The sequence below is a fragment of the Mycolicibacterium sp. lyk4-40-TYG-92 genome, assembly GCF_030209435.1.
In the GTDB taxonomy this organism is placed as follows: Bacteria; Actinomycetota; Actinomycetes; order Mycobacteriales; family Mycobacteriaceae; genus Mycobacterium.
Genome location: NZ_JARVRX010000001.1, coordinates 751988 through 770473, shown reverse-complemented (window position 1 = coordinate 770473; position 18486 = coordinate 751988). Strand labels below are relative to the sequence as shown.

18 protein-coding genes are annotated in these 18486 nt (G+C 68.4%); 8 read left to right on the top strand and 10 right to left on the bottom strand.

The annotated features are described in order from the left end of the window. Window positions 1-9: 9 nt before the first annotated feature. Complete coding sequence (locus tag QRN63_RS03875; protein ID WP_285029534.1) at window positions 10-153, bottom strand: hypothetical protein; 144 nt, start codon at window positions 151-153, stop codon at window positions 10-12. Between the two features lie 6 nt (window positions 154-159). Then, window positions 160-423, bottom strand: coding sequence for a hypothetical protein (locus QRN63_RS03870; protein ID WP_267318986.1), 264 nt, complete (start codon window positions 421-423; stop codon window positions 160-162). Between the two features lie 154 nt (window positions 424-577). On the opposite strand from QRN63_RS03870, the gene QRN63_RS03865 reads away from it, so the two are divergent. Next, on the top strand, window positions 578-1294 hold the full coding sequence (locus tag QRN63_RS03865) for a hypothetical protein (RefSeq protein WP_285029533.1): 717 nt from the start codon (window positions 578-580) through the stop codon (window positions 1292-1294). A gap of 180 nt (window positions 1295-1474) precedes the next feature. Here the strand turns inward: QRN63_RS03865 and QRN63_RS03860 are convergent, their stop codons facing one another. Together QRN63_RS03860 and QRN63_RS03855 are read right to left on the bottom strand one after the other, a co-directional pair. Continuing rightward, on the bottom strand, window positions 1475-2797 hold the full coding sequence (locus tag QRN63_RS03860; protein ID WP_285029532.1) for an RNA polymerase sigma factor: 1323 nt from the start codon (window positions 2795-2797) through the stop codon (window positions 1475-1477). An 18-nt stretch (window positions 2798-2815) separates the two neighbouring features. Beyond that, window positions 2816-3145, bottom strand: a complete 330-nt coding sequence (locus QRN63_RS03855; protein ID WP_285029531.1) for a hypothetical protein — start codon at window positions 3143-3145, stop codon at window positions 2816-2818. Between the two features lie 274 nt (window positions 3146-3419). Here QRN63_RS03855 and QRN63_RS03850 point away from each other — a divergent pair, with 274 nt between their 5' ends. The 4 genes from QRN63_RS03850 to QRN63_RS03835 all read left to right on the top strand — a co-directional run bounded on the left by QRN63_RS03850 (window position 3420) and on the right by QRN63_RS03835 (window position 8099). Continuing rightward, a complete protein-coding gene (locus QRN63_RS03850) occupies window positions 3420-4940 on the top strand; it encodes a CoA-acylating methylmalonate-semialdehyde dehydrogenase (protein WP_285029530.1) in 1521 nt (506 codons plus the stop codon). Window positions 4941-4955: 15 nt separating this feature from the next. Then, window positions 4956-6122: an acyl-CoA dehydrogenase family protein gene (locus QRN63_RS03845; protein WP_285029690.1), complete on the top strand. Its 1167-nt coding sequence runs from the start codon at window positions 4956-4958 to the stop codon at window positions 6120-6122. Window positions 6123-6170: 48 nt separating this feature from the next. Beyond that, window positions 6171-7043, top strand: a complete 873-nt coding sequence (gene mmsB / locus QRN63_RS03840) for a 3-hydroxyisobutyrate dehydrogenase (protein WP_267318984.1) — start codon at window positions 6171-6173, stop codon at window positions 7041-7043. A gap of 108 nt (window positions 7044-7151) precedes the next feature. Beyond that, window positions 7152-8099 carry a hypothetical protein gene (locus QRN63_RS03835; RefSeq protein WP_285029528.1) on the top strand — a complete coding sequence of 316 codons (948 nt, stop codon included), beginning with the start codon at window positions 7152-7154 and terminating at the stop codon, window positions 8097-8099. A gap of 68 nt (window positions 8100-8167) precedes the next feature. Here the strand turns inward: QRN63_RS03835 and QRN63_RS03830 are convergent, their stop codons facing one another. After that, complete coding sequence (locus tag QRN63_RS03830) at window positions 8168-8938, bottom strand: HAD family hydrolase (RefSeq protein WP_267318982.1); 771 nt, start codon at window positions 8936-8938, stop codon at window positions 8168-8170. 175 nt (window positions 8939-9113) lie between these two features. Between QRN63_RS03830 and QRN63_RS03825 the strand changes: the two genes are divergently transcribed. From QRN63_RS03825 to QRN63_RS03815, 3 genes are all read left to right on the top strand, one after another. Further along, on the top strand, window positions 9114-9794 hold the full coding sequence (locus QRN63_RS03825) for a response regulator (RefSeq protein ID WP_267318981.1): 681 nt from the start codon (window positions 9114-9116) through the stop codon (window positions 9792-9794). Beyond that, window positions 9791-10987: a GAF domain-containing sensor histidine kinase gene (locus QRN63_RS03820; RefSeq protein WP_267318980.1), complete on the top strand. Its 1197-nt coding sequence runs from the start codon at window positions 9791-9793 to the stop codon at window positions 10985-10987. The genes QRN63_RS03825 and QRN63_RS03820 overlap by 4 nt, the downstream gene beginning before the upstream one ends. A 123-nt stretch (window positions 10988-11110) precedes the next feature. Beyond that, window positions 11111-13435: a putative bifunctional diguanylate cyclase/phosphodiesterase gene (locus QRN63_RS03815; RefSeq protein WP_285029524.1), complete on the top strand. Its 2325-nt coding sequence runs from the start codon at window positions 11111-11113 to the stop codon at window positions 13433-13435. A 5-nt stretch (window positions 13436-13440) separates the two neighbouring features. On the opposite strand, the gene QRN63_RS03810 is transcribed toward QRN63_RS03815, so the two are convergent. The 5 genes from QRN63_RS03810 to QRN63_RS03790 form a co-directional block, all read right to left on the bottom strand. Then, entirely contained in the window at window positions 13441-13929 is a 489-nt protein-coding gene (locus QRN63_RS03810; RefSeq protein ID WP_267318978.1) for a MarR family winged helix-turn-helix transcriptional regulator, read from the bottom strand. Window positions 13930-13998: 69 nt separating this feature from the next. Next, window positions 13999-15042 carry a pyridoxal phosphate-dependent aminotransferase gene (locus QRN63_RS03805; RefSeq protein WP_285029521.1) on the bottom strand — a complete coding sequence of 348 codons (1044 nt, stop codon included), beginning with the start codon at window positions 15040-15042 and terminating at the stop codon, window positions 13999-14001. After that, window positions 15039-16058, bottom strand: coding sequence for a 3-oxoacyl-ACP synthase III family protein (locus QRN63_RS03800; protein WP_285029520.1), 1020 nt, complete (start codon window positions 16056-16058; stop codon window positions 15039-15041). Before QRN63_RS03800 ends, QRN63_RS03805 begins: the two co-directional genes overlap by 4 nt. A 7-nt stretch (window positions 16059-16065) precedes the next feature. Continuing rightward, window positions 16066-16725, bottom strand: a complete 660-nt coding sequence (locus tag QRN63_RS03795; protein WP_267318975.1) for a DUF8713 domain-containing protein — start codon at window positions 16723-16725, stop codon at window positions 16066-16068. After that, the gene (locus QRN63_RS03790) at window positions 16706-18421 is read right to left on the bottom strand and encodes a thiamine pyrophosphate-binding protein (RefSeq protein ID WP_285029518.1); all 1716 of its coding nucleotides are present in this window, start codon (window positions 18419-18421) and stop codon (window positions 16706-16708) included. Before QRN63_RS03790 ends, QRN63_RS03795 begins: the two co-directional genes overlap by 20 nt. Window positions 18422-18486: the final 65 nt, after the last annotated feature.

Genomic DNA, 18486 nt, shown 5'->3' with positions numbered 1-18486 from the left:
TTTGCCGAATCAACGAGCATCGGCGTCGGCTTCCATGTTGGCTTCGATGTTGGCTTCGATGTTGGCTTCAACGAGGAGAACGAGAGCAGCCCGGACCCGGTTCAACACGGGACCCGGCTGCGTCTCGAACCCGCGCAGGCGGTGTGCCGGCACTGCCAGTCAGTGGTGGTCGTGGTCGTGGTCGTGGTGCTTCCAGTCCCAGTCGTGCCAGTAGTAGAAGTCGTGGCAGTGGTCCCAGTCCCACCACGCCCACGAGCAGTACTCATAACCCCAGTGCTGGGGCACCGGGGCGATCGGCTGCGCCTGTGCGGTGCCCGCCGTCATGCCCAGCGCGGCGAGGGCCATGCTGCCGGACAGCATTGCTGCCGCGGCGGCCCGCTTCGCAAGAGACTGCCGCTTGGCAGGGGTGTTGTTGACGCTCATTTCGTGCTCCTTGTTCGGTGTCGCAGACGCCCCGTGCGGGCTCTGTCACAGGTAGGAGCGCGACCCCCGGACAGCGGGGACACTTTTTTCGGAGGAATCCGAATTGCCGCGAAAAAACTTGTCAGACTCGGCTTCCGGCAGTGCTCATACCAGCATGAGCAACCATTCACATACCCCGTGGAACCCTGACACCGACAACACCATCGCAGCTGACGCCATCGACGCCGGCCCGCGTTCGGTGACCTTCCCCAGGCTCGCGTACAGCGACCAACTCGACCTGCTCGATGCAGCGGACGACGAGGCCACCGTCGCCGTGGGCACCGACGACGGCCGCTGGGCCAGGCGCCGCGTCGCACTTGCCCTGGGCGGCGCGGCCACTGTGATCGTGGCCTCGGCCGCCGTGGCATTCACCGCGATCAGTTCACTCGACGCCGGCACCTCGCTGGCGGCCGCCGGCGGCTCGACTGCCGTGCCCGCGGCCGCGCCGGCCGTCCTCGTGCCGCCGCCGTCGGCGCTCCCCGCGCCCCCGGCCCCGCAGGCGGCACCGGCCGCTCCGGTGATTACCGACCACGTGCCGGCGGCCGTCCCCCAGCGACCGGCAGCACCCGTCGTCACCACGGCGCCGGCGGCCGGTCCCGCCCCGGAGGTCGCGCCGCCGGCGCCCGCACCAGAGGTCGTCCCGGCACCGCCCCTACAGCCGCCAATGCCCACGTTCCCGCCGATCGTCATCAACCTGCCGGTGCCGCCGGCGGCACCGCCGAAGGAGCCGCCCACCAAGCCCGAAGGGCCCGTGGTGAAGGGCCCGCTGGCAATACCCAGCCCCGGGAAAACCCCTCCGATCAACCCGAATCTGCCCCTGGACGCCGGCTGACACCCGTCCGATACAACAAGCCCGCCACGGTGGTCATCGCCACCGTGGCGGGCTTTCGCGTTGACCCTGCATGGAGGGCGTACTTGTTCGAGTGGGATACGCCCTCACGTCAGCATCAACGCCTCGGCGCACCCGACCCACGCTGACCCTGCACCCAGGGCGCAGTTGAGCCCGCGCCGTTTATCGCCGGCCGCCTGAACCCGGATCACCGGTGGGTGGCGGCGGCGCTTCGAACGAGGGCGGCGCAACCGACATCGGCGGACGCGTCACCGGCCCGGGCCTGCTGACCGGGTGATCCGGCGGTGCCGGAGGTGGCGCCGACGTCGGTTCGGCAGCCGGCGAATCCTGTTGCGGCTGAGGTTGCTGACTCGGCGCCAGCACCGGAGGTGCAACAGATTTGGTCGAGACCGGGGCCAGCGTCTCTGGCGCACTGGACGGCGGCGGCGTGCTCGGCGGCGCGGAAAGCGGCGTCGTCGCGGGCGTTTCCAGGGGAGCCGTGATGCCGCTGTCGACCGGTTCGCGGCCGTGACGCCCCGGCCCGGCCAATGTCCAGACCAGACCCGCAACCAGCAGCACCAGCGCGCAGGCAGCCAGGCTGATCGGCAGGACCGGTCGACGGCGCCGCGCCTCGGCCGGCGCGGTCCCGGCACCGACGTCCGCCGGTGCGGTACCGGTGCCGTCGACCAAATCGGTTGTCCAACAGACCAACTGAATGTCCGCAAGCGTCGTGTCCCGGAGCTCCTTCGGGGCCGGGATGAAGGGCATGGCGCCCAGCAGCGCTGCCGGACTCACCCGGCGGCGCCGTTCGGATTCACACTCGGGGCACGATTCGATGTGCCGGGCGATGCGTTTACGCATCAACACCGTCATCGTGCCGTCCCAACCCTCAAGCACCGCAGCAAGATCCGGGCATCGCGCCGGATCCTGCCGGGTCTGCCGCGCCACCAGCAACGCACCGAGCGAGCGGCCGACCATCTCCCGGGCCCGGTGGGTCAGGGTGTTGGCAGTAGCCGGGCTGACGCCCAGTGCCTTGCCGAGTTCCGGTCCGTCGAGCCCGTGGCGGTAGCTCAGTTCGATGACCTCACGGTCGCGATCGGAGAGGCCACCGCAGGCCTCGCGGATCAATCGGGCCAAGTCGTCCTGCTCGGCCAGGGCATCTGGGCCGGCGTCGACCGATGCACTGTCGAGGTACTCGTCGTCGGCCGGTTGTTCGAGCTTGCGGCGCTGAATGTGCCGCAAGGCCTGAGAGCGCGACACCGCGTACAACCACGGCCGCAGCTTCTCGGGCTGACGGAGCTTCGACAGCCCGGTCGCCGCGGTGCAGAACGCCTCGTGCACGCAGTCGGCAGCGGCGTCACTGTCACGGACCATGCGCACGACGAAGTCGTTGAGCCGGTCGGCGTAGCGGTCGTAGATCGCGGCGAAGGCCGCGCGGTCGCCCGAGGCGGCCGCGCGGGCGAGTTCCTCGTCGGGTGCTTCGTCCCAGTCGATAAGCGCGCTCATCGGCGCGGTCCCCTCGAATCAGTAGTAGTAGTTGTTGTAGAAACCGCTGTCGCCGTTGTCGCAGTTGACATTGACGTCCCAGGTCCTGTTGAGCGGAACGCCCGGTACGAAGAAGGTCGCTTTGCCGGCCGGGTCCTGGTATGCCCTGGTGGTGAACCAGTCCGACGTGTACGTGCACCAGGTGCCGCCGCTACCGCCCTGCCAGCTGATCCAGATGCCACCGATCTTCGGCACGAAATTCAGTCCGACCTGGTTCGCCTGCGCGGTGCCGGCACCCATCAGCGCAACCGGAATCGATACCGCCGCGACCATTCCAGCAACGAGGCGCTTCAGCCTGGCAGTCGACATGTGCTCCACCTTTCCTCTGCTCGGCCCGGTTGGCCTCGCTTGTATGTAGGAGCATTTCGCCGCATCAATCCTGACAACTTTTTCGGCAATTGGTCGGGCATCCGCAAAGAAGTTCCGGACCTTGCAAACGCCGCGGAGCAACCACAGCGGGTAACCGCGCCCAGTGCGATGCCGGCAACCCCTTGCCAACACCGGTCCGCAATTACTAGGATATGCAAGTATCTCGGCACGCGAGTCGAGACTCCCGAACTCTCCATAACTTTGGACGGACGTCATGACCACCCAGATTCCGCACTTCATCAACGGCCAGCGCACCACCGGCGAATCGACCCGCACCGCCGCTGTGCTCAACCCCAGCACCGGCCAGACCCAGGCCCAGGTGCTCCTGGCGTCGGGCGCCGACGTCGACGCCGCCGTGGCGGGTGCCGTTGTCGCACAACGGGAATGGGCGTCCTGGAACCCGCAGCGCCGGTCGCGCGTGCTGATGAGGTTCATCGACCTGGTGAACCAGAACAAAGACGAACTGGCCCGCCTGCTCTCGCTGGAACACGGCAAGACCTTCGAGGACTCCCTCGGCGACATCCAGCGCGGCGTCGAGGTCATCGAGTTCGCCGTCGGCATCCCGCACCTGATGAAGGGTGAGTTCACCGAGGGCGCCGGCGCCGGCATCGACGTCTACTCGATGCGGCAGCCGCTGGGTGTCGTCGCCGGCATCACGCCGTTCAACTTCCCCGCGATGATCCCGCTGTGGAAGGCCGGGCCCGCACTGGCCTGCGGCAACGCCATCATCATCAAGCCGTCCGAGCGCGACCCCTCGGTGCCGCTGCGCCTGGCCGAGCTGTTCATCGAGGCGGGCCTGCCGGCCGGCGTCCTGCAGGTGGTCAACGGTGACAAGGAGGCCGTCGACGCCATCCTGGCGCACCCGGACATCAAGGCCGTGGGCTTCGTCGGCAGCACCGACATCGCGCAGTACATCTACTCGAACGCCGCCGCCAACGGCAAGCGGGCGCAGTGCTTCGGTGGCGCCAAGAACCACATGGTCGTGATGCCCGACGCCGACCTGGACCAGGCCGTCGACGCCCTGATCGGCGCCGGTTACGGCAGCGCAGGCGAACGGTGCATGGCGATCAGCGTCGCCGTCCCGGTCGGTGAAGAGACCGCAAATCGCTTGCGCAACAAGCTCGTCGAGCGCGTCAACCAGCTGCGGGTGGGGCACAGCCTGGACCCGAAGGCCGACTACGGCCCGCTGGTCACCGGGGCCGCACTCGAGCGGGTGCGGGGCTACATCGCGCAGGGCGTGGAGGCCGGCGCCGAGCTCGTGGTCGACGGCCGTAAACGCGCCAGCGACGACCTCACGTTCGACGATGCCGACCTGTCCGGCGGCTTCTTCCTCGGCCCCACCCTGTTCGACCACGTCACCCCCGACATGTCGATCTACACCGACGAAATCTTCGGCCCGGTCCTGGTGATCGTCCGCGCCCACGACTACGAGGAGGCGCTGCGCCTGCCGTCGGAGCACGAGTACGGCAACGGCGTCGCGGTGTTCACCCGCGACGGCGACACCGCCCGCGACTTCGTCTCGCGCGTGCAGGTCGGCATGGTCGGCGTCAACGTGCCGATCCCGGTTCCGGTGTCCTACCACAGCTTTGGCGGCTGGAAGCGGTCCGGCTTCGGCGACCTCAACCAGTACGGGACGGCGTCGATCCAGTTCTACACCAAGGTCAAGACCGTCACCGAGCGCTGGCCGTCGGGCATCAAGGACGGGGCCGAGTTCTCGATCCCGACCTTCAAGTAAGGGCCTGCGTTGAGCATCGACCTCTTCGGACTGGACGACGACGAACGCGTGATCGCCGAAACGGCGGCTGCGTTCGCCGAAAAACGCCTGGCACCAAACGCTTTGGCGTGGGATGCCGACGAGCACTTCCCCACCGACGTACTGCGGGAAGCGGCCGAGCTGGGGATGGCGGCCATCTACTGCAATGACGACGTCGGTGGCAGTGGGCTACGGCGGCTGGACGGCGTGCGTATCTTCGAGCAGCTCGCCACCGCCGATCCGACCATCGCGGCGTTCCTGTCGATCCACAACATGTGCGCGTGGATGGTGGACAGCTACGGCACCGGCGAACAGCGCAAGACGTGGCTGCCGAAGCTGGCCTCGATGGAGGCCATCGCCAGCTACTGCCTCACCGAGCCGGGCGCCGGCAGCGACGCGGCGGCCTTGCGTACCAAGGCCGTTCGAGACGGCGACCACTACGTGCTCGATGGGGTCAAGCAGTTTATCTCGGGCGCGGGTGTCTCGGACGTCTACGTCGTGATGGCCCGCACCGGGGCCGACGGGCCGCGCGGCATCTCGGCCTTCATCGTCGAAAAGGACACGCCGGGACTGAGTTTCGGCGCCAACGAGGAGAAGATGGGCTGGCACGCCCAGCCCACCGCCCAGGTGATCCTGGAAGGCGTGCGGGTTCCCGCTGAAGCCATGCTCGGCGGCTCGGACGGCGAGGGCGCCGGCTTCTCCATTGCGATGAACGGCCTCAACGGCGGCCGCATCAACATCGCCGCCTGCTCCCTGGGCGGCGCGCAGGCCGCCTATGACAAGGCGCTCGGCTACCTGGCTTCGCGTGAGGCCTTCGGCGGGGCGCTGATCGACGAACCGACCATCCGGTTCACCCTCGCGGACATGGCGACCGCCTTGGAGACCTCGCGAAACATGTTGTGGCGGGCGGCAACCGCACTCGACACCAACAATCCGCGCAAGGTCGAGCTGTGTGCCATGGCCAAGCTCCACGTCACCGAGGCCTGCTACACCGTGGCCGACCAGGCGCTGCAGTTACATGGCGGCTACGGCTACCTGCGCGAGTACGGGCTGGAAAAGATCGTCCGCGACCTCCGGGTGCACCGCATCCTGGAGGGTACGAACGAGATCATGCGCGTGGTCATCGGTCGGGCCGCTTCGGCTGCCGCCCGCAAGTCCGCGTAACTCCGTCGGCGCGCCGGCACAACACACTGACTTAGGGAGGACCATCCGATGGCGACGATTGCATTCCTGGGCCTGGGCCACATGGGCGGCCCGATGGCGGCGAACCTCATCGCCGCCGGGCACACCGTGCACGGCTTCGACCCGGTCCCGGCCGCCGCGCAGGCGGCGCGGGAGCACGGCGCGACGACGTTCGACAGCGGCCCCGAGGCGGTGGCCGGCGCCGACGTCGTCATCACCATGCTGCCCAACGGCGACCTGGTGAAGAGCTGCTACGCCGACGTCCTGCCCGCCGCGGCCCCCGGCGCGCTGTTCATCGATTCGTCGACCATCTCGGTCGACGACGCCCGCGAGGTCCACCGCCTGGCCGGCGAGCACGGCTTCGCCCAGCTGGACGCCCCGGTGTCGGGCGGCGTGAAAGGCGCGACGGCCGGCACGCTGGCGTTCATGGTCGGCGGCGAGCCCGAGGCCTTCGAACGCGGCCGCGCGGTCCTCGAGCCGATGGCCGGCAAGATCATCCACTGCGGAGACTCCGGGGCCGGCCAGGCCGCCAAGGTCTGCAACAACATGGTGCTCGCCGTCCAGCAGATCGCGATCGGTGAGGCGTTCGTGCTCGCCGAGCACCTCGGCCTGGACAAGCAGTCGCTGTTCGACGTGATCACCGGGGCGACCGGCAACTGCTGGGCCGTGCAGGTGAACTGCCCCGTCCCCGGACCGGTCCCCACGTCACCGGCCAACAACGGATTCCAGCCCGGTTTCGCCACCGCCCTGATGAACAAGGACCTCGGTCTGGCGATGGCTGCGGTGCGCTCGACGGGATCGTCGGCACCCCTCGGCAGCCATGCCGCGGACATCTACGCAAAGTTTGCCGCCGAGCACGCCGATCTCGACTTCAGCGCGGTAATCAATCTGCTGCGTCAATGAGGTCGCATCACCATCACCGCACGTCACAGTGGTATTCGTTAGTTAACTGTGACATCGCGCGCATTAGGGCTTAGGATGCGTGGGACGCACAGGGAGGATTCGCGCCGCATGACTTTCAAATATTCCGCCACGGGGGCAACAGCCTCGGCTACGGCGATTGCTGTGGCGTTTTTCGGGGCGGGCGTCGCCTTCGCTTCGCCCGGTCCGTCGAACCCCAGCAACCCGGGTACCGACCCGGCACAGCCGACGCAGACGCAGCAGGCCAGCAAGAACAATGAGTCGGCGACGACTCCGTCGAGCGATGTCGGCACGGCCGGCAGCAAGACCGTCTCCAGCTCGCACTCGAGTTCCACCGCGGGCAGCACCGGCAAGACGGCGCGCAACAACGACAACGGTCTGGACTGGGGTGACGACTGGAGCCTGGGTGGCTTCCCGCCGATCAACCTGTCGAGCATGCAGCCGCCGGAGGCCACCGTCGCCGTGCCGCTGTCCCTCGGCCTGCCCGGCCTGAGCCTGCCCAGCCTGGTGCTCGACGCCGGTCTTGGCGGTCTGGTCAGCGGACTCGCAGGTGCCCTCGCGGGCGCCGCAGCGAACGCGTCTCCGCTTGCAGCAACTGCACCCGTCGTGGCTGCCGCCGCAGCCCCCGCCGCGGCTCCGGCCGCGACCGCTGCCACCTTCGGCACCCTGTCCGCCGTCGGCGACATCGCGAAGGTCTCCTCCGCGGCCGCCGCTCCGGCCATCGCGGCTCCGGCTCTCGCGGCACCGGCCGTGGCTGCGCCGAGCCTCGGCGGCCTGCCCGCCATCGGTGCACCGGCCATCGGTTCGCTCAGCGCCCTGGCGGCGCCGAAGCTGCCGGGCGTCGGCCTGCCGAAGCTCCCGTCTGCCGGTCTGCCGGAACTGCCGGACTTCACCAAGCTGGGCACCCCCAAGCTGCCCAAGCCGGAAGACGTGCCGCACCCGGAGATCGGCCTGCCGAAGCCGCCGAAGATCGGCTTCCCGCCGCACCCGCGGATCCTGCCCAAGATCGGTCTGCCCAAGCTTCCGTGGCCGTTCTGATCTGAACACGCAAGCGAGGCGGGACAACCGCCCGCCTCGACAATTGAAAATCTGTGGAGAACTGGTGGTCAGCCCTGGGCTGACCACCAGTTCTTGTGTAGGCGCTCGCACCCGGCGGCCAGCAGGCCGTCGTACTCGGCGCGCACCTGGACCGCCCCGGGAAATTCGTGGCCGGCCGAGTAACCGGTGGTGACCACCAGCGTCGCCAGTTTGGCGGCCCGTGCGGCGCGGAAGCCGCGGGTACCGCCCGCCACCGCCAGCGCGCTCTCGGGTCCCAGGCCCAGCTCCCACAGGGCGTGGCCGTGCAGGTCGGGTTCCCGGGTCGGACGCGGCAGGTCGTCTGGCGTCACGATGGTCTCGGCGATGCCGTCGCCCAGCAGCTGCCGGACCAGCGGCTCCACCCACGACCGGCTACCGGTGCTCACCACAGCCACCGCGATCCCGGCGCCGAACAAGCCGGCCGCGAGATCGGCGAGGCCGTCGCGCGGGCTCACGTCGCCATCCAGGACCGACGCCTCGAACAGGTCGGTCTTGGTGCGGTACACGTGCGCCGCGATCTCGTTGCTGACCCGCCCGTATCCGCGCCGGCGCAGAGCCGAGGCGACGCGACGCTGTTCGTCGGCGATGCGGACCAGCCGGCCATATTCGGCCACCGACCAGGAGATATCCAGCCCGTGTTCGGCGAAGGCGGCGTTGAACGCCACGCGGTGTGCGTCCCGCTCCACATCGGCCAGCGCCCCGTCCAGGTCGAAGATCACCGCACGCAGCGGATCGATCACGGCGTGGGCCGGACGCGCCACATCCCACCAGAACGTGCGCTCAACACAACTCACCGACATGAGTACCAGGGTGTCCTACGTCACATGGCCGGGGCCTCCCCCCAACGGGGGATTGGACGGGCGAGATTGCCGGGGAACATTCCGGGGCAGTCCAGCCGGTCCTCCCGACCAGCACCGAATCGCGGCTCTAAGGTGATGCCATGAGCACCAGCGAGAAGCCGGAGGCGGATCGCGCATGACGGCCGAGCCCGAAGCCGACGCCGCTGCGCCGGTGCGGCTGATCCTGGTCGACGACCACGAAATGGTCATCGAGGGACTCAAGGCCATGCTGGCCGCGTTCAGCGACCGGGTGCGGGTGGTCGGCCAGGCCGTCGGGGCCGAGCGCGCCGCCGCCGTCGTCGACGAGCTGCAGCCCGACATCGTGCTGTGCGACGTCCGAATGCAGGGCGCCAGCGGCCTGGACCTGTGCCGTGAACTGCGCGAACGCGACCCGGACCGCAAAGTGGTCATGCTCTCGGTGTACGACGACGAGCAGTACCTGTACCAGGCGCTGCGGGTCGGGGCGTCGGGCTATCTGCTCAAGAGCATCAGCAGTGACGACCTGGTCCGTCAGCTCGAGTTGGTGCACGGCGGGGCGACCGCCATCGACCCGAGCATGGCCGCCCGGGCCGCCGACACCGCCGCGCGCATGCAGCGCGACGAGTTCTGGCCCGGCGCCCGGCAGGGCCTCACACAGCGCGAAAGCGAAATCCTGTCGTTCGTGGTCGACGGCCTGTCCAACCGCGGCATCGCGACGCGGCTGGTCATCGGTGAGGAGACCGTCAAGAGCCATCTGCGGTCCATCTACCGCAAACTCGACGTCAGCGACCGTGCCGGCGCGGTGGCCACCGCGCTGCGGGAGGGCATCTACCGATGACACCGCGCAACGAGGTGCTGACCGCCGACCGCGAGCTGGCCCTGCTGCGCGAGCTGATCCAGGCCGCCTCGAGCGGTCCCGGCGTCGAGCCGCTGGCCGCGGCGGCCGCCCGGATGATCACGGCGGCCACCGGCACGGACGTCTGCTTCGTCCACGTCCTCGACGACACCGAGCGCTCGCTGACGCTGACGGGCGCCACCCCGCCGTTCGACCAGGAGGTCGGCAAGATCCGGCTGCCGCTGGGCGAGGGCATCTCGGGATGGGTGGCGAGCAATCGCGAACCCGTCGTGATCCGCGCCGACAAGGAATCCGACCCGCGCTACCGGCCGTTCGAATCACTGCGCGGCAGCGACTTCGCGTCCATGGTGTCGGTGCCGATGGAGACCGACCCCGGCGGGCTGGTCGGCGTGCTCAACGTGCACACCGTCGACCGCCGGGAGTTCACCGACCGCGATGTGGAGCTGCTGCTGGTCATCGGCCGGCTGATCGCCGGGGCCATGCACCAGGCCCGGCTGCACCGCCAGCTCGTCGCCCGCGAGCGTGCCCACGAGAACTTCGTCGAGCAGGTCATCGAGGCCCAGGAGATCGAGCGCCGCCGGCTGGCCGGCGACATCCACGACGGCATCTCGCAGCGGCTGGTGACGCTGTCGTATCGGCTCGACGCCGCGACCCGGGCGGTCGGGTCGGATACCGCCGTCGCGGCCGAGCAGCTGGCGCTGGCCCGCGAACTGGTGGACCTGACGCTCGGCGAGGCGCGTGCCGCCATCGGGAACCTGCGCCCGCCCGTACTCGACGATCTGGGGCTGGCCGGCGGCCTGGCCAGCCTCGCGCGCTCCATCGGCCAGCTCGACGTCGACGTGGAGCTGACCGACATCCGCCTGCCCGACCACATCGAGCTGGCGTTGTACCGCATCGCGCAGGAATGCCTGCAGAACGTCGTCAAGCACGCCCACGCCAGCAATGCGCTGCTGAAGTTCTCGGCCGACGCCGAGCACGCCCGGCTCGAGATCATCGACAACGGCATCGGTTTCGACACCTTCGAACGTCCACTCGGCGCCGACGAGACGGGCGGCTACGGATTGCTGTCGATGGCGGAGCGCGCCGAGATCGTCGGCGGCCGGCTGAACATCCGGTCCCGGCCCGGCTCGGGGACCATCGTCACCGCCACGATCCCGCTGCCATCGACGAACTGACGACTGTCGGCTCTAGCCCCTACCGTTGCTAGATCTCACCCGCCGTGCAGAAACTGATCAGTCCGGCAAATTTTGACAATGCCCGAAGAATCCCGAACCATCGAGTCTGACACGGGGGTTTAGGTGCGCACAGGCAACACCAATGCGATCATCGGCGCTGCTGCCGCTATCTTCGCTGTGTTCGCCTATCTGGTGTTTTCCGGTGACCGCGGCACGGCGGCGGCACTCGTCACCAATGACATCGGGCTGACAGTCTTCAGCAGCTTCGCCTGTCTGGCTGCCGTCGCGGCGTACCGGGCCAACCGCAGCCGGCGTCGGCGCATCTGGCTGGCGTTGGCGATCGGCATGGCGGGCTGGGTGGTCGGCAATCTGATCCTGCTCTATCACCACGCCGTACTCGGATCGCCGGCCCCGTTTCCGTCGGTCGCCGATGGCGCGTTCCTCCTGCTGCCCTGCACCGTGATGGTCGCCTCGATCTGGTCCGTGAGAGCCGACCGCATGTCGGCGCTGCGGCCGGTACTCGACGGCGTCATCATCGCCTCCGCGCTGTTCCTCGTGTGCTGGGTACTGATCCTCGAGGATCTGTTCGCATCCACGCATTCCAGCTGGATGGCGGCCGCGGTGTCCGTCGCGTTCCCGATCTCGGACGTCGTCATGATCACGCTGGCGGTGCTGACGGTGAGTTCGACGGTGCCGGGCGAACGCCAGGCCGTCATCCTGGTCTGCACCGGCCTGATGGTCGTCGCCGTGGCCGACACCATCTGGATTTACGTCCTGGCGGAATCGAATTCGACCAGCCCGCTGGCTGTCGTCTGCTGGGCGGCCGGCTTGGTGCTGTTCAGCGCCGGCGGGCTGATCGATGCGCACAATCCACCGTCCGCCGCGGGGCGGAAACGGCGGCAGCCCCTGTCAGACCCGTTGCTCTGGCTTCCGTATTCGCCGCTCGTGGCCGCAGTGGTCGTCGGCCTCATCGACCTCTGGCCGATGACCGACGACAAGCCGATACTGATCGCCGCCGCGGTGCTCGTGATGACGGCGCTCGTCCGGCAGCTGATCGTGCTGATCCAGAACCGGCGGCTGCTGTTCGACCTGGCCGACCAGACCAGGCGCGATCCCTTGACGGGGCTCGGCAACCGGCTGATGTTCAACGACCACCTCGATGAGGCCATCCGGTCACACGGAGACGACCGGCTTCCGGTCGCCGTGCTGGCGCTCGACCTCGACGACTTCAAGATGGTCAACGACAACCTCGGGCACCCGAGTGGCGACGAGCTGTTGATCGACGTCGCGGATCGGCTCAAGAGCACGGTGCCGGCCGAGCACACCGTGGCCCGGCTCGGCGGCGACGAATTCGCCGTTCTCATCCGGTCGGTGCCCAATGCGGCCACCATCATCGCCGAGCGCATCATCGAAGCATTCGACGCACCGTTCTCGCTCAACAGCGAGAAGGTCTTCATCCATCCGAGCGTCGGGTTGGCGATTGCCCCCGCCGACGAAGCAGACGTCACCGCTGACGATCTGATGCGGCAGGCCGACGTTGCGCTGTACGCCGCCAAGCGGACGGGCATCGGCGGCGTCCAGACCTTCTCCGCGGACATGCGCCAGGTTTCGCCGCTGGACCCGCAACGGTCGGGCGACAGCGGCCGGGTCCGGGTACCGGCCCAAGCCGGTGTACAGCTGCTCGGGCAACTGCGCCGCGCGATCGGCGACTCCGAGTTGAAACTGGTGTATCAGCCCAAGGTGCTGCTGGCCACCGGCGAGATCGTCGGTGTGGAGGCGTTGCTCCGCTGGCCCCATCCCGAGCTCGGCCTGCTGACCCCGTCCGAGTTCCTGCCGTTGATCCGGCGCAACGGCCTGATCGGCTCGGTCACCGACACGGTGCTCAAACAAGCGGTCCGGGACGCCTCGACCTGGTTCGGGACGGGACACCGGAATGTGCCGGTCGCGGTCAACCTCTTCGCGCCGTCGCTGACCGATATCGATCTGGCCGATCGGATCGGGGCCATCCTCGCCCAGCATTCATTACCGGCGAGCGCCCTGACCGTGGAGATCACCGAGCAGATGCTGCTGTCGAACATGAGCCGGACACAGGTGGTGATCGATCGGCTGCGGAAGTCGGGGCTGCGGGTGTCGATCGACGACTTCGGGTCCGGCTACTCGACCATGAGTTACCTGCGGGATCTGCCCGTCGACGAGCTCAAACTGGACCGGGAGTTCGTGCTGCCGATGATGCACAACCCCCGCGCCGCCGCCATCGTCCGGTCGGTGATCAACCTGACCCACGCCCTGAACATCGCAAGTGTCGCCGAAGGAGTCGAAGACGCCGCGACCGCCGAGCGGCTCTCGGCGTACGGCTGCGATATCGGCCAGGGTTACTACTTCGCCAAACCGATGTTCGCCGAATCGCTGCGGCCCGTGATCGAATCGCGGAACCCGCTACGGCGCTGAGCCGGTCAGAAATCTCCGGCGGTGCGGCGCAGGGTCTCGATCGCATCGACCAGAGCCGCGGACTGCTCATCGGACATCCCGACGTCGGCGAACACTTCCTTGTTGAGGGTCACCGTGGCGTCCTCGACCGTCGAGCGGCCTACGTCGGTCAGCCGTACGAGGGTCGTCCGCCCGTCCGTTGGGTGTGGCACCCGCTCGACGAGACCGTCGGCCTCGAGCCGCCGGATGGCGTGGGTGACGCTCGTGACGTGCACCTGCAGCCGGTCGGACGCCTTGGTGATCGGCAGCGCGCCGCTACCGCTGAACGCCAGCAGTCGCAGCAGTTCGTAGCGGGAAAAGCTCAGGTCATAGGGCCGTAGCGCAGTCTCCACGCGAGCCAGCAGAATCTGGTGTGCCCGCATCACCGACGTCACGGCGACCATGCCGTCGGCGACGTCGCCCCAGCCGGCCCGCTCCCAGTTGGCCCGGGCCCGGGCGATGGGGTCACTGCTCACCGCTCATTCATACCGCACCGCATACGCGCCGTCGCTGCGCTCGCCCAGTTGGCCACCGATCCGATGCGGTCAGCCTCCGACGCTCGTCCCGTCCACCGCTTTACGGATGGCCGCGAGCACCGCTCGCGACGACCTGCGGTCCCCGACCGTGATCCGCACGCCGCCGTCCGCATAGCTGCGGACCCGCGGGCCGTCATCGCCGAAGGTCCAGGCCCGCGCCCCACTCGGGAGGTAGACGAAGTTGGCGTGGCTGTCAGTGCAGTACACCCCCATCGACCGCAACCGTGCCCGCAGGAATGCTCCCTCCGCGGAGATCATCTGGATGCGTTGCCGCAGTTGATCTTCCGCATCGTAGGACGCGGCGACCGCCACCAAACCGGTGATACCGATGCCGAACGGCAGCTGCATCCCCCACAGCTGGCTGGCCAGCGACGGGGCACACACGCCGTAGCCGATGCGCAGCCCGGCCAGCCCGTAGGCCTTCGAAAATGTCCGTACCACAACCAAATTGGGGTACCGCTCCACGAGCGAGGGGACGTCCAGGCACAAGTCGGGCGTCAGGAACTCGACATACGCCTCGTCCAGCAGAACCACCGTGCCCGACGGCACCCGATCCAGGAACCGGTACAGGTCGGCGGGCGACTCGACGGTCCCTGTCGGGTTGTGTGGCCGGCACACCACCACCACCCGTGCCCGTGCCGCAGCGTCTGCCATGGCATCGAGATCGTGGTGCCCATGCCGGTCCAGCGGCACCGTCACCGACCGCAATCGCGCCATCTGCGCGAAGATCGGGTAGCCGTCGAACGTCGGCGTTGCCGTCACCATCACGTCACCGGGGTGGGTGACGGCCTGCAGCACCTGCATGATGACGCCGGTGGCACCGGCGCCGACCACCACCTGTTCGTCGGCGACCCCGACGCGCCCGGCGATCAGCGATCGCAACCGCTGCGGCAGGAACTCCGGGTACCGGTTCAGCACCTCGATCGACGCGGTCAGCGCGGCGCGCACCCCAGGCAGCGGCGGAAATGGATTCTCGTTGAGCGACAACGCCAGCGGGTCGTCCGCGGCGGGCAGCGAACCGACCGCGTCGGCCAACGCGCACGTCGGTGTCATCGTTGTCCGCCCCACCGCACCGCGGCCGCGCCGGCGAAGTCACCGGCGTGCGCGAACGCCGCCATCATCACCACATCGCCCTTGCCTACCTGGCCGTCGGTGATCGCCCGGTCCAGGTTGATCGGCACGCCCGCGGCGAACAGGTTGCCGCACTCTTCAAAGGTGTCCCGGTGCCGCTCGGCGGGCAGTTCCAGCGCCTCACGCCAGTTCCGCAGGAACACACGGTTCGGCTGATTGGTGACCAGCAGGCCGATGTCCTTGGGCGCCAACCCGATCCGGTCGCACACCGCGTACGCCACCTCGGGCACCTGGCGGTTGCCGCGGGCCAGCACCTTGGTGATCTTGCTCTCGGTGAAGCCGATGCACCCCTCGCCCGGACCGGCCTGCCACCATTTGCGCGGCGGATCGACCGACATCGTCATGTCACCGGCGTATTCGCCGTAGGTGCGGCATTCGATGTCGAGGATCGGCGAAACATCGGACGCCGCAACGAGTCCCACCGCGGCGCCGTCACCGGGCACCGCGGCCTGCGCCTTGGGCCGGATCGTGACCTGGTCGAAGACCTGGCCCGCCGCGTTCTGCGCCACCGCCACCAGGGCGGTACGCCCCTCCCCCGACGCGATCAACTGCTTCGCCAGATTGAGGCCCAGGATGAAGGCCGCACACCCGCCGTTGTGCAGGTCGACCACCCAGTTCGGTTTCATGCCGAGCCGATTCGCGATGCCGCCACCGCCGCCGTAGAACGGCATGTCGGGCAGCTGGGTGTGGGTGATCAGGATGTCGACGTCGGCGAGCGCATCAGAGCCGTGCCGATCGACGATGCCCGCGGCGGCGCGCTCGACCATATCGATGGCCGTCTCGTCGGGTGCCACGTGATGGCGGAACTTCGGCGCCCGGAACATCAGGTTGTCCCGCAGGTCGTCGGAATCGGCGAACTGCGCGTAGTAGTCCGCACCTATCGGCTCGCCGGGAAGGTACGTCGAAACATCAAGCAGGCTCACAACTGGTTGGCTCATGTGTCGCTCACTTCATCCAGGCCGGGGTGATCGGCAGGCCGTTGCGGTGCCGGTATTCGGCAATCGCCTTGAGGTTGTCCAGTTCCAGGCGGTGGCCCGCCCCGAACATGTCCCAGAAGTCCCCGACCCACACGGGTCGTTGCGCGGGCGCGGTCTCCGGGTACGGGTTCTTGTCGTAGAACGGGTGGTGGCAGTTGGTCCACAGCACCACCGAGCCGGGCTTGTTGAGCACGACCTGGGCGTCGACGACGCGCATCAGGTAGATCATCCAGAGGTGCCGGCCCTGATCCCAGGCGCAGTGGTAGTCCACGGTCATCGCGTCACGGTTCGCCACTGTGCGCGTGTAGATTTCGGTCTCCGAGCCCAGCCGGTCATAGGCCAGCCAGAGGCCCGGCTCCTCCGTTTGGGTGAAGCCACGCAGGCTGTAGGTCCACTCCTCGAGGCTGCGGGTGTCCGCCAGGTACTCGAACAGTTCGTCCGGCGGGCAGTCGATGTAGTCGTTGACGGTGCAGTAGTCACCGAAGACCACGTCGTGCGGGTACACCGACCGCATCATCTCCATGATGATGGGCGTGGCCTTCTCCCGGGGCGCGTTCTCGATGCGGGTCACCCCGGCCAGTGCCTCCGAGTTGGGTAGGGCGATGTCTTCAAGCGCGGGCAGCGACATGCTGGGAGCTCTCTTTCTGCGTCTGTTGAGTTGCGGTATCGAGAAATGGTGCGAACGTGGGGATTTCGTCGGCGGAGCATTCGACGCTGACCACCGACGGTCCGTGCCGGCTGAACGCCTCGGACAGCGCACCGGCCAGCTGCGGCAGCTCGGTGACGTCCGTCGCATGCAGGCCGGGGAACATCGCGGCCAGACCGGCGCCGAGCCGGGCCGGGGTGAAGCGGTTGTAGCTGTAGCGGTCGCCGTAGAACAGCTGCTCGCGGGTGACGCACATGGCGTGGGCGTTGTTGTTGAACAACACGAAGGTGATCGGGAGCCGGTACTGCACCGCCGTGTGCAGCTCCATGCCGTGCATGAAGAATGAGCCGTCGCCGGCCACCACCACGGTGCGGTATTGCGGCCCAGCGGTTTTCGCCCGGGCGAAGCACATTCCGATGCCGGCACCGAAGCTGTATCCCATGCCGCCCATCCCGAGCGCCACCACGAAGCGCCCGGCCCGGCGCACCGGCAGCCCATGCACCGTCGAAGCCCCGGTGTTGCCGGCGTCGACCACGATGTCGGCGCCGTCGGGCAGCAGGTCGTCGAGCAGCGCGACGGTGTCGCGGTACCGGATACCGGGGCCGTCGTGCGGCGGTGGCTGAAGTTCGGTGTGCGGCAACGGGTCGAGGACGCGGATACCGTGGGGCCGGCCGGCTCCGGTCAATGACTGGGTCAGCGCGGTCAGCGACGCCCGCAGGTTGGTCGAATTCACGTGTGTCGTCGGGACATACGGGCGTTCCGCACCGAGCGAGACGGTCTGTACGCCGGCCAGTGCGCCGTCGAGACCGGCGCGCGCCGTCACCGACAGGCGGGTCCCGACCACCAGGCACACCGCGCTGCGGGACACCGCGTCGACCACCCGCGGATGACCCATCACGCCGGTGACCCCCAGCCACGACGACTGCCCCAAACCAGGCGAGCCGCTGACGTCCTTGGCATCGGGCACCGTGGCAACCCAGGCCCGCAGCACCGAGCGCAATTCCTCGAGTTCCCGGCGGGCGTCGTCGCGGGCCACCTGCTCGCCGGCGATGATGGTGACCGGGCCCAGTGCCCGGCGCAGCACCTCGGCGATGGGACCCGGGTCGGACAGCAGCGAATCCTCAACGACAGCAGTAGGATTCACCACGTCGATCATCGCCTGCTGAATGTCCTTCGGCAGCAACAGGACCGCCGGGCCGCCGCTGCCGGCCGCGGCCAGCGCCTCCGCCAGCGCGGGCACGATCTCCTCCGGCTCCGTCACGCGACGGCAGTACACCGACACCGCCGAGAACAACGCCACCGCGTCCAGCGATCCGGACCGTCCACTGGTGTCCTGGAAGCTGCCGCGGCCGTCCATACCGGTCGGCGCCTGCCCCACCAGGGCCAGCACCGGAACCCGGCTGGCCAGTGATTCACCCAGTCCTGCAACAAGATTCAGCGATCCGCCGCCCGACGTCGCAGCCACCACCCCGATCCGGGACACCGCGCGGCTGTAACCATCTGCCATGGTGGCCGCGGAGAACTCGTGCTTGGCGAGGATCGGGGTGACACCCTCGGCGAGGAACGCCGCGTCGAACAGGTCCTCGATATTGGCCCCGTCGACACCGAAGAAGTACTCGATGCCCGACGCCGCAAGTTGCGTGATGATGTGGTCCACCACCCGATGCCTGCCGACCATCTGCCACCTGCTTCCGCTCGTCTCACCAAGGACACGAAGCGGATCGGCGGATGGTTCAACGCCGC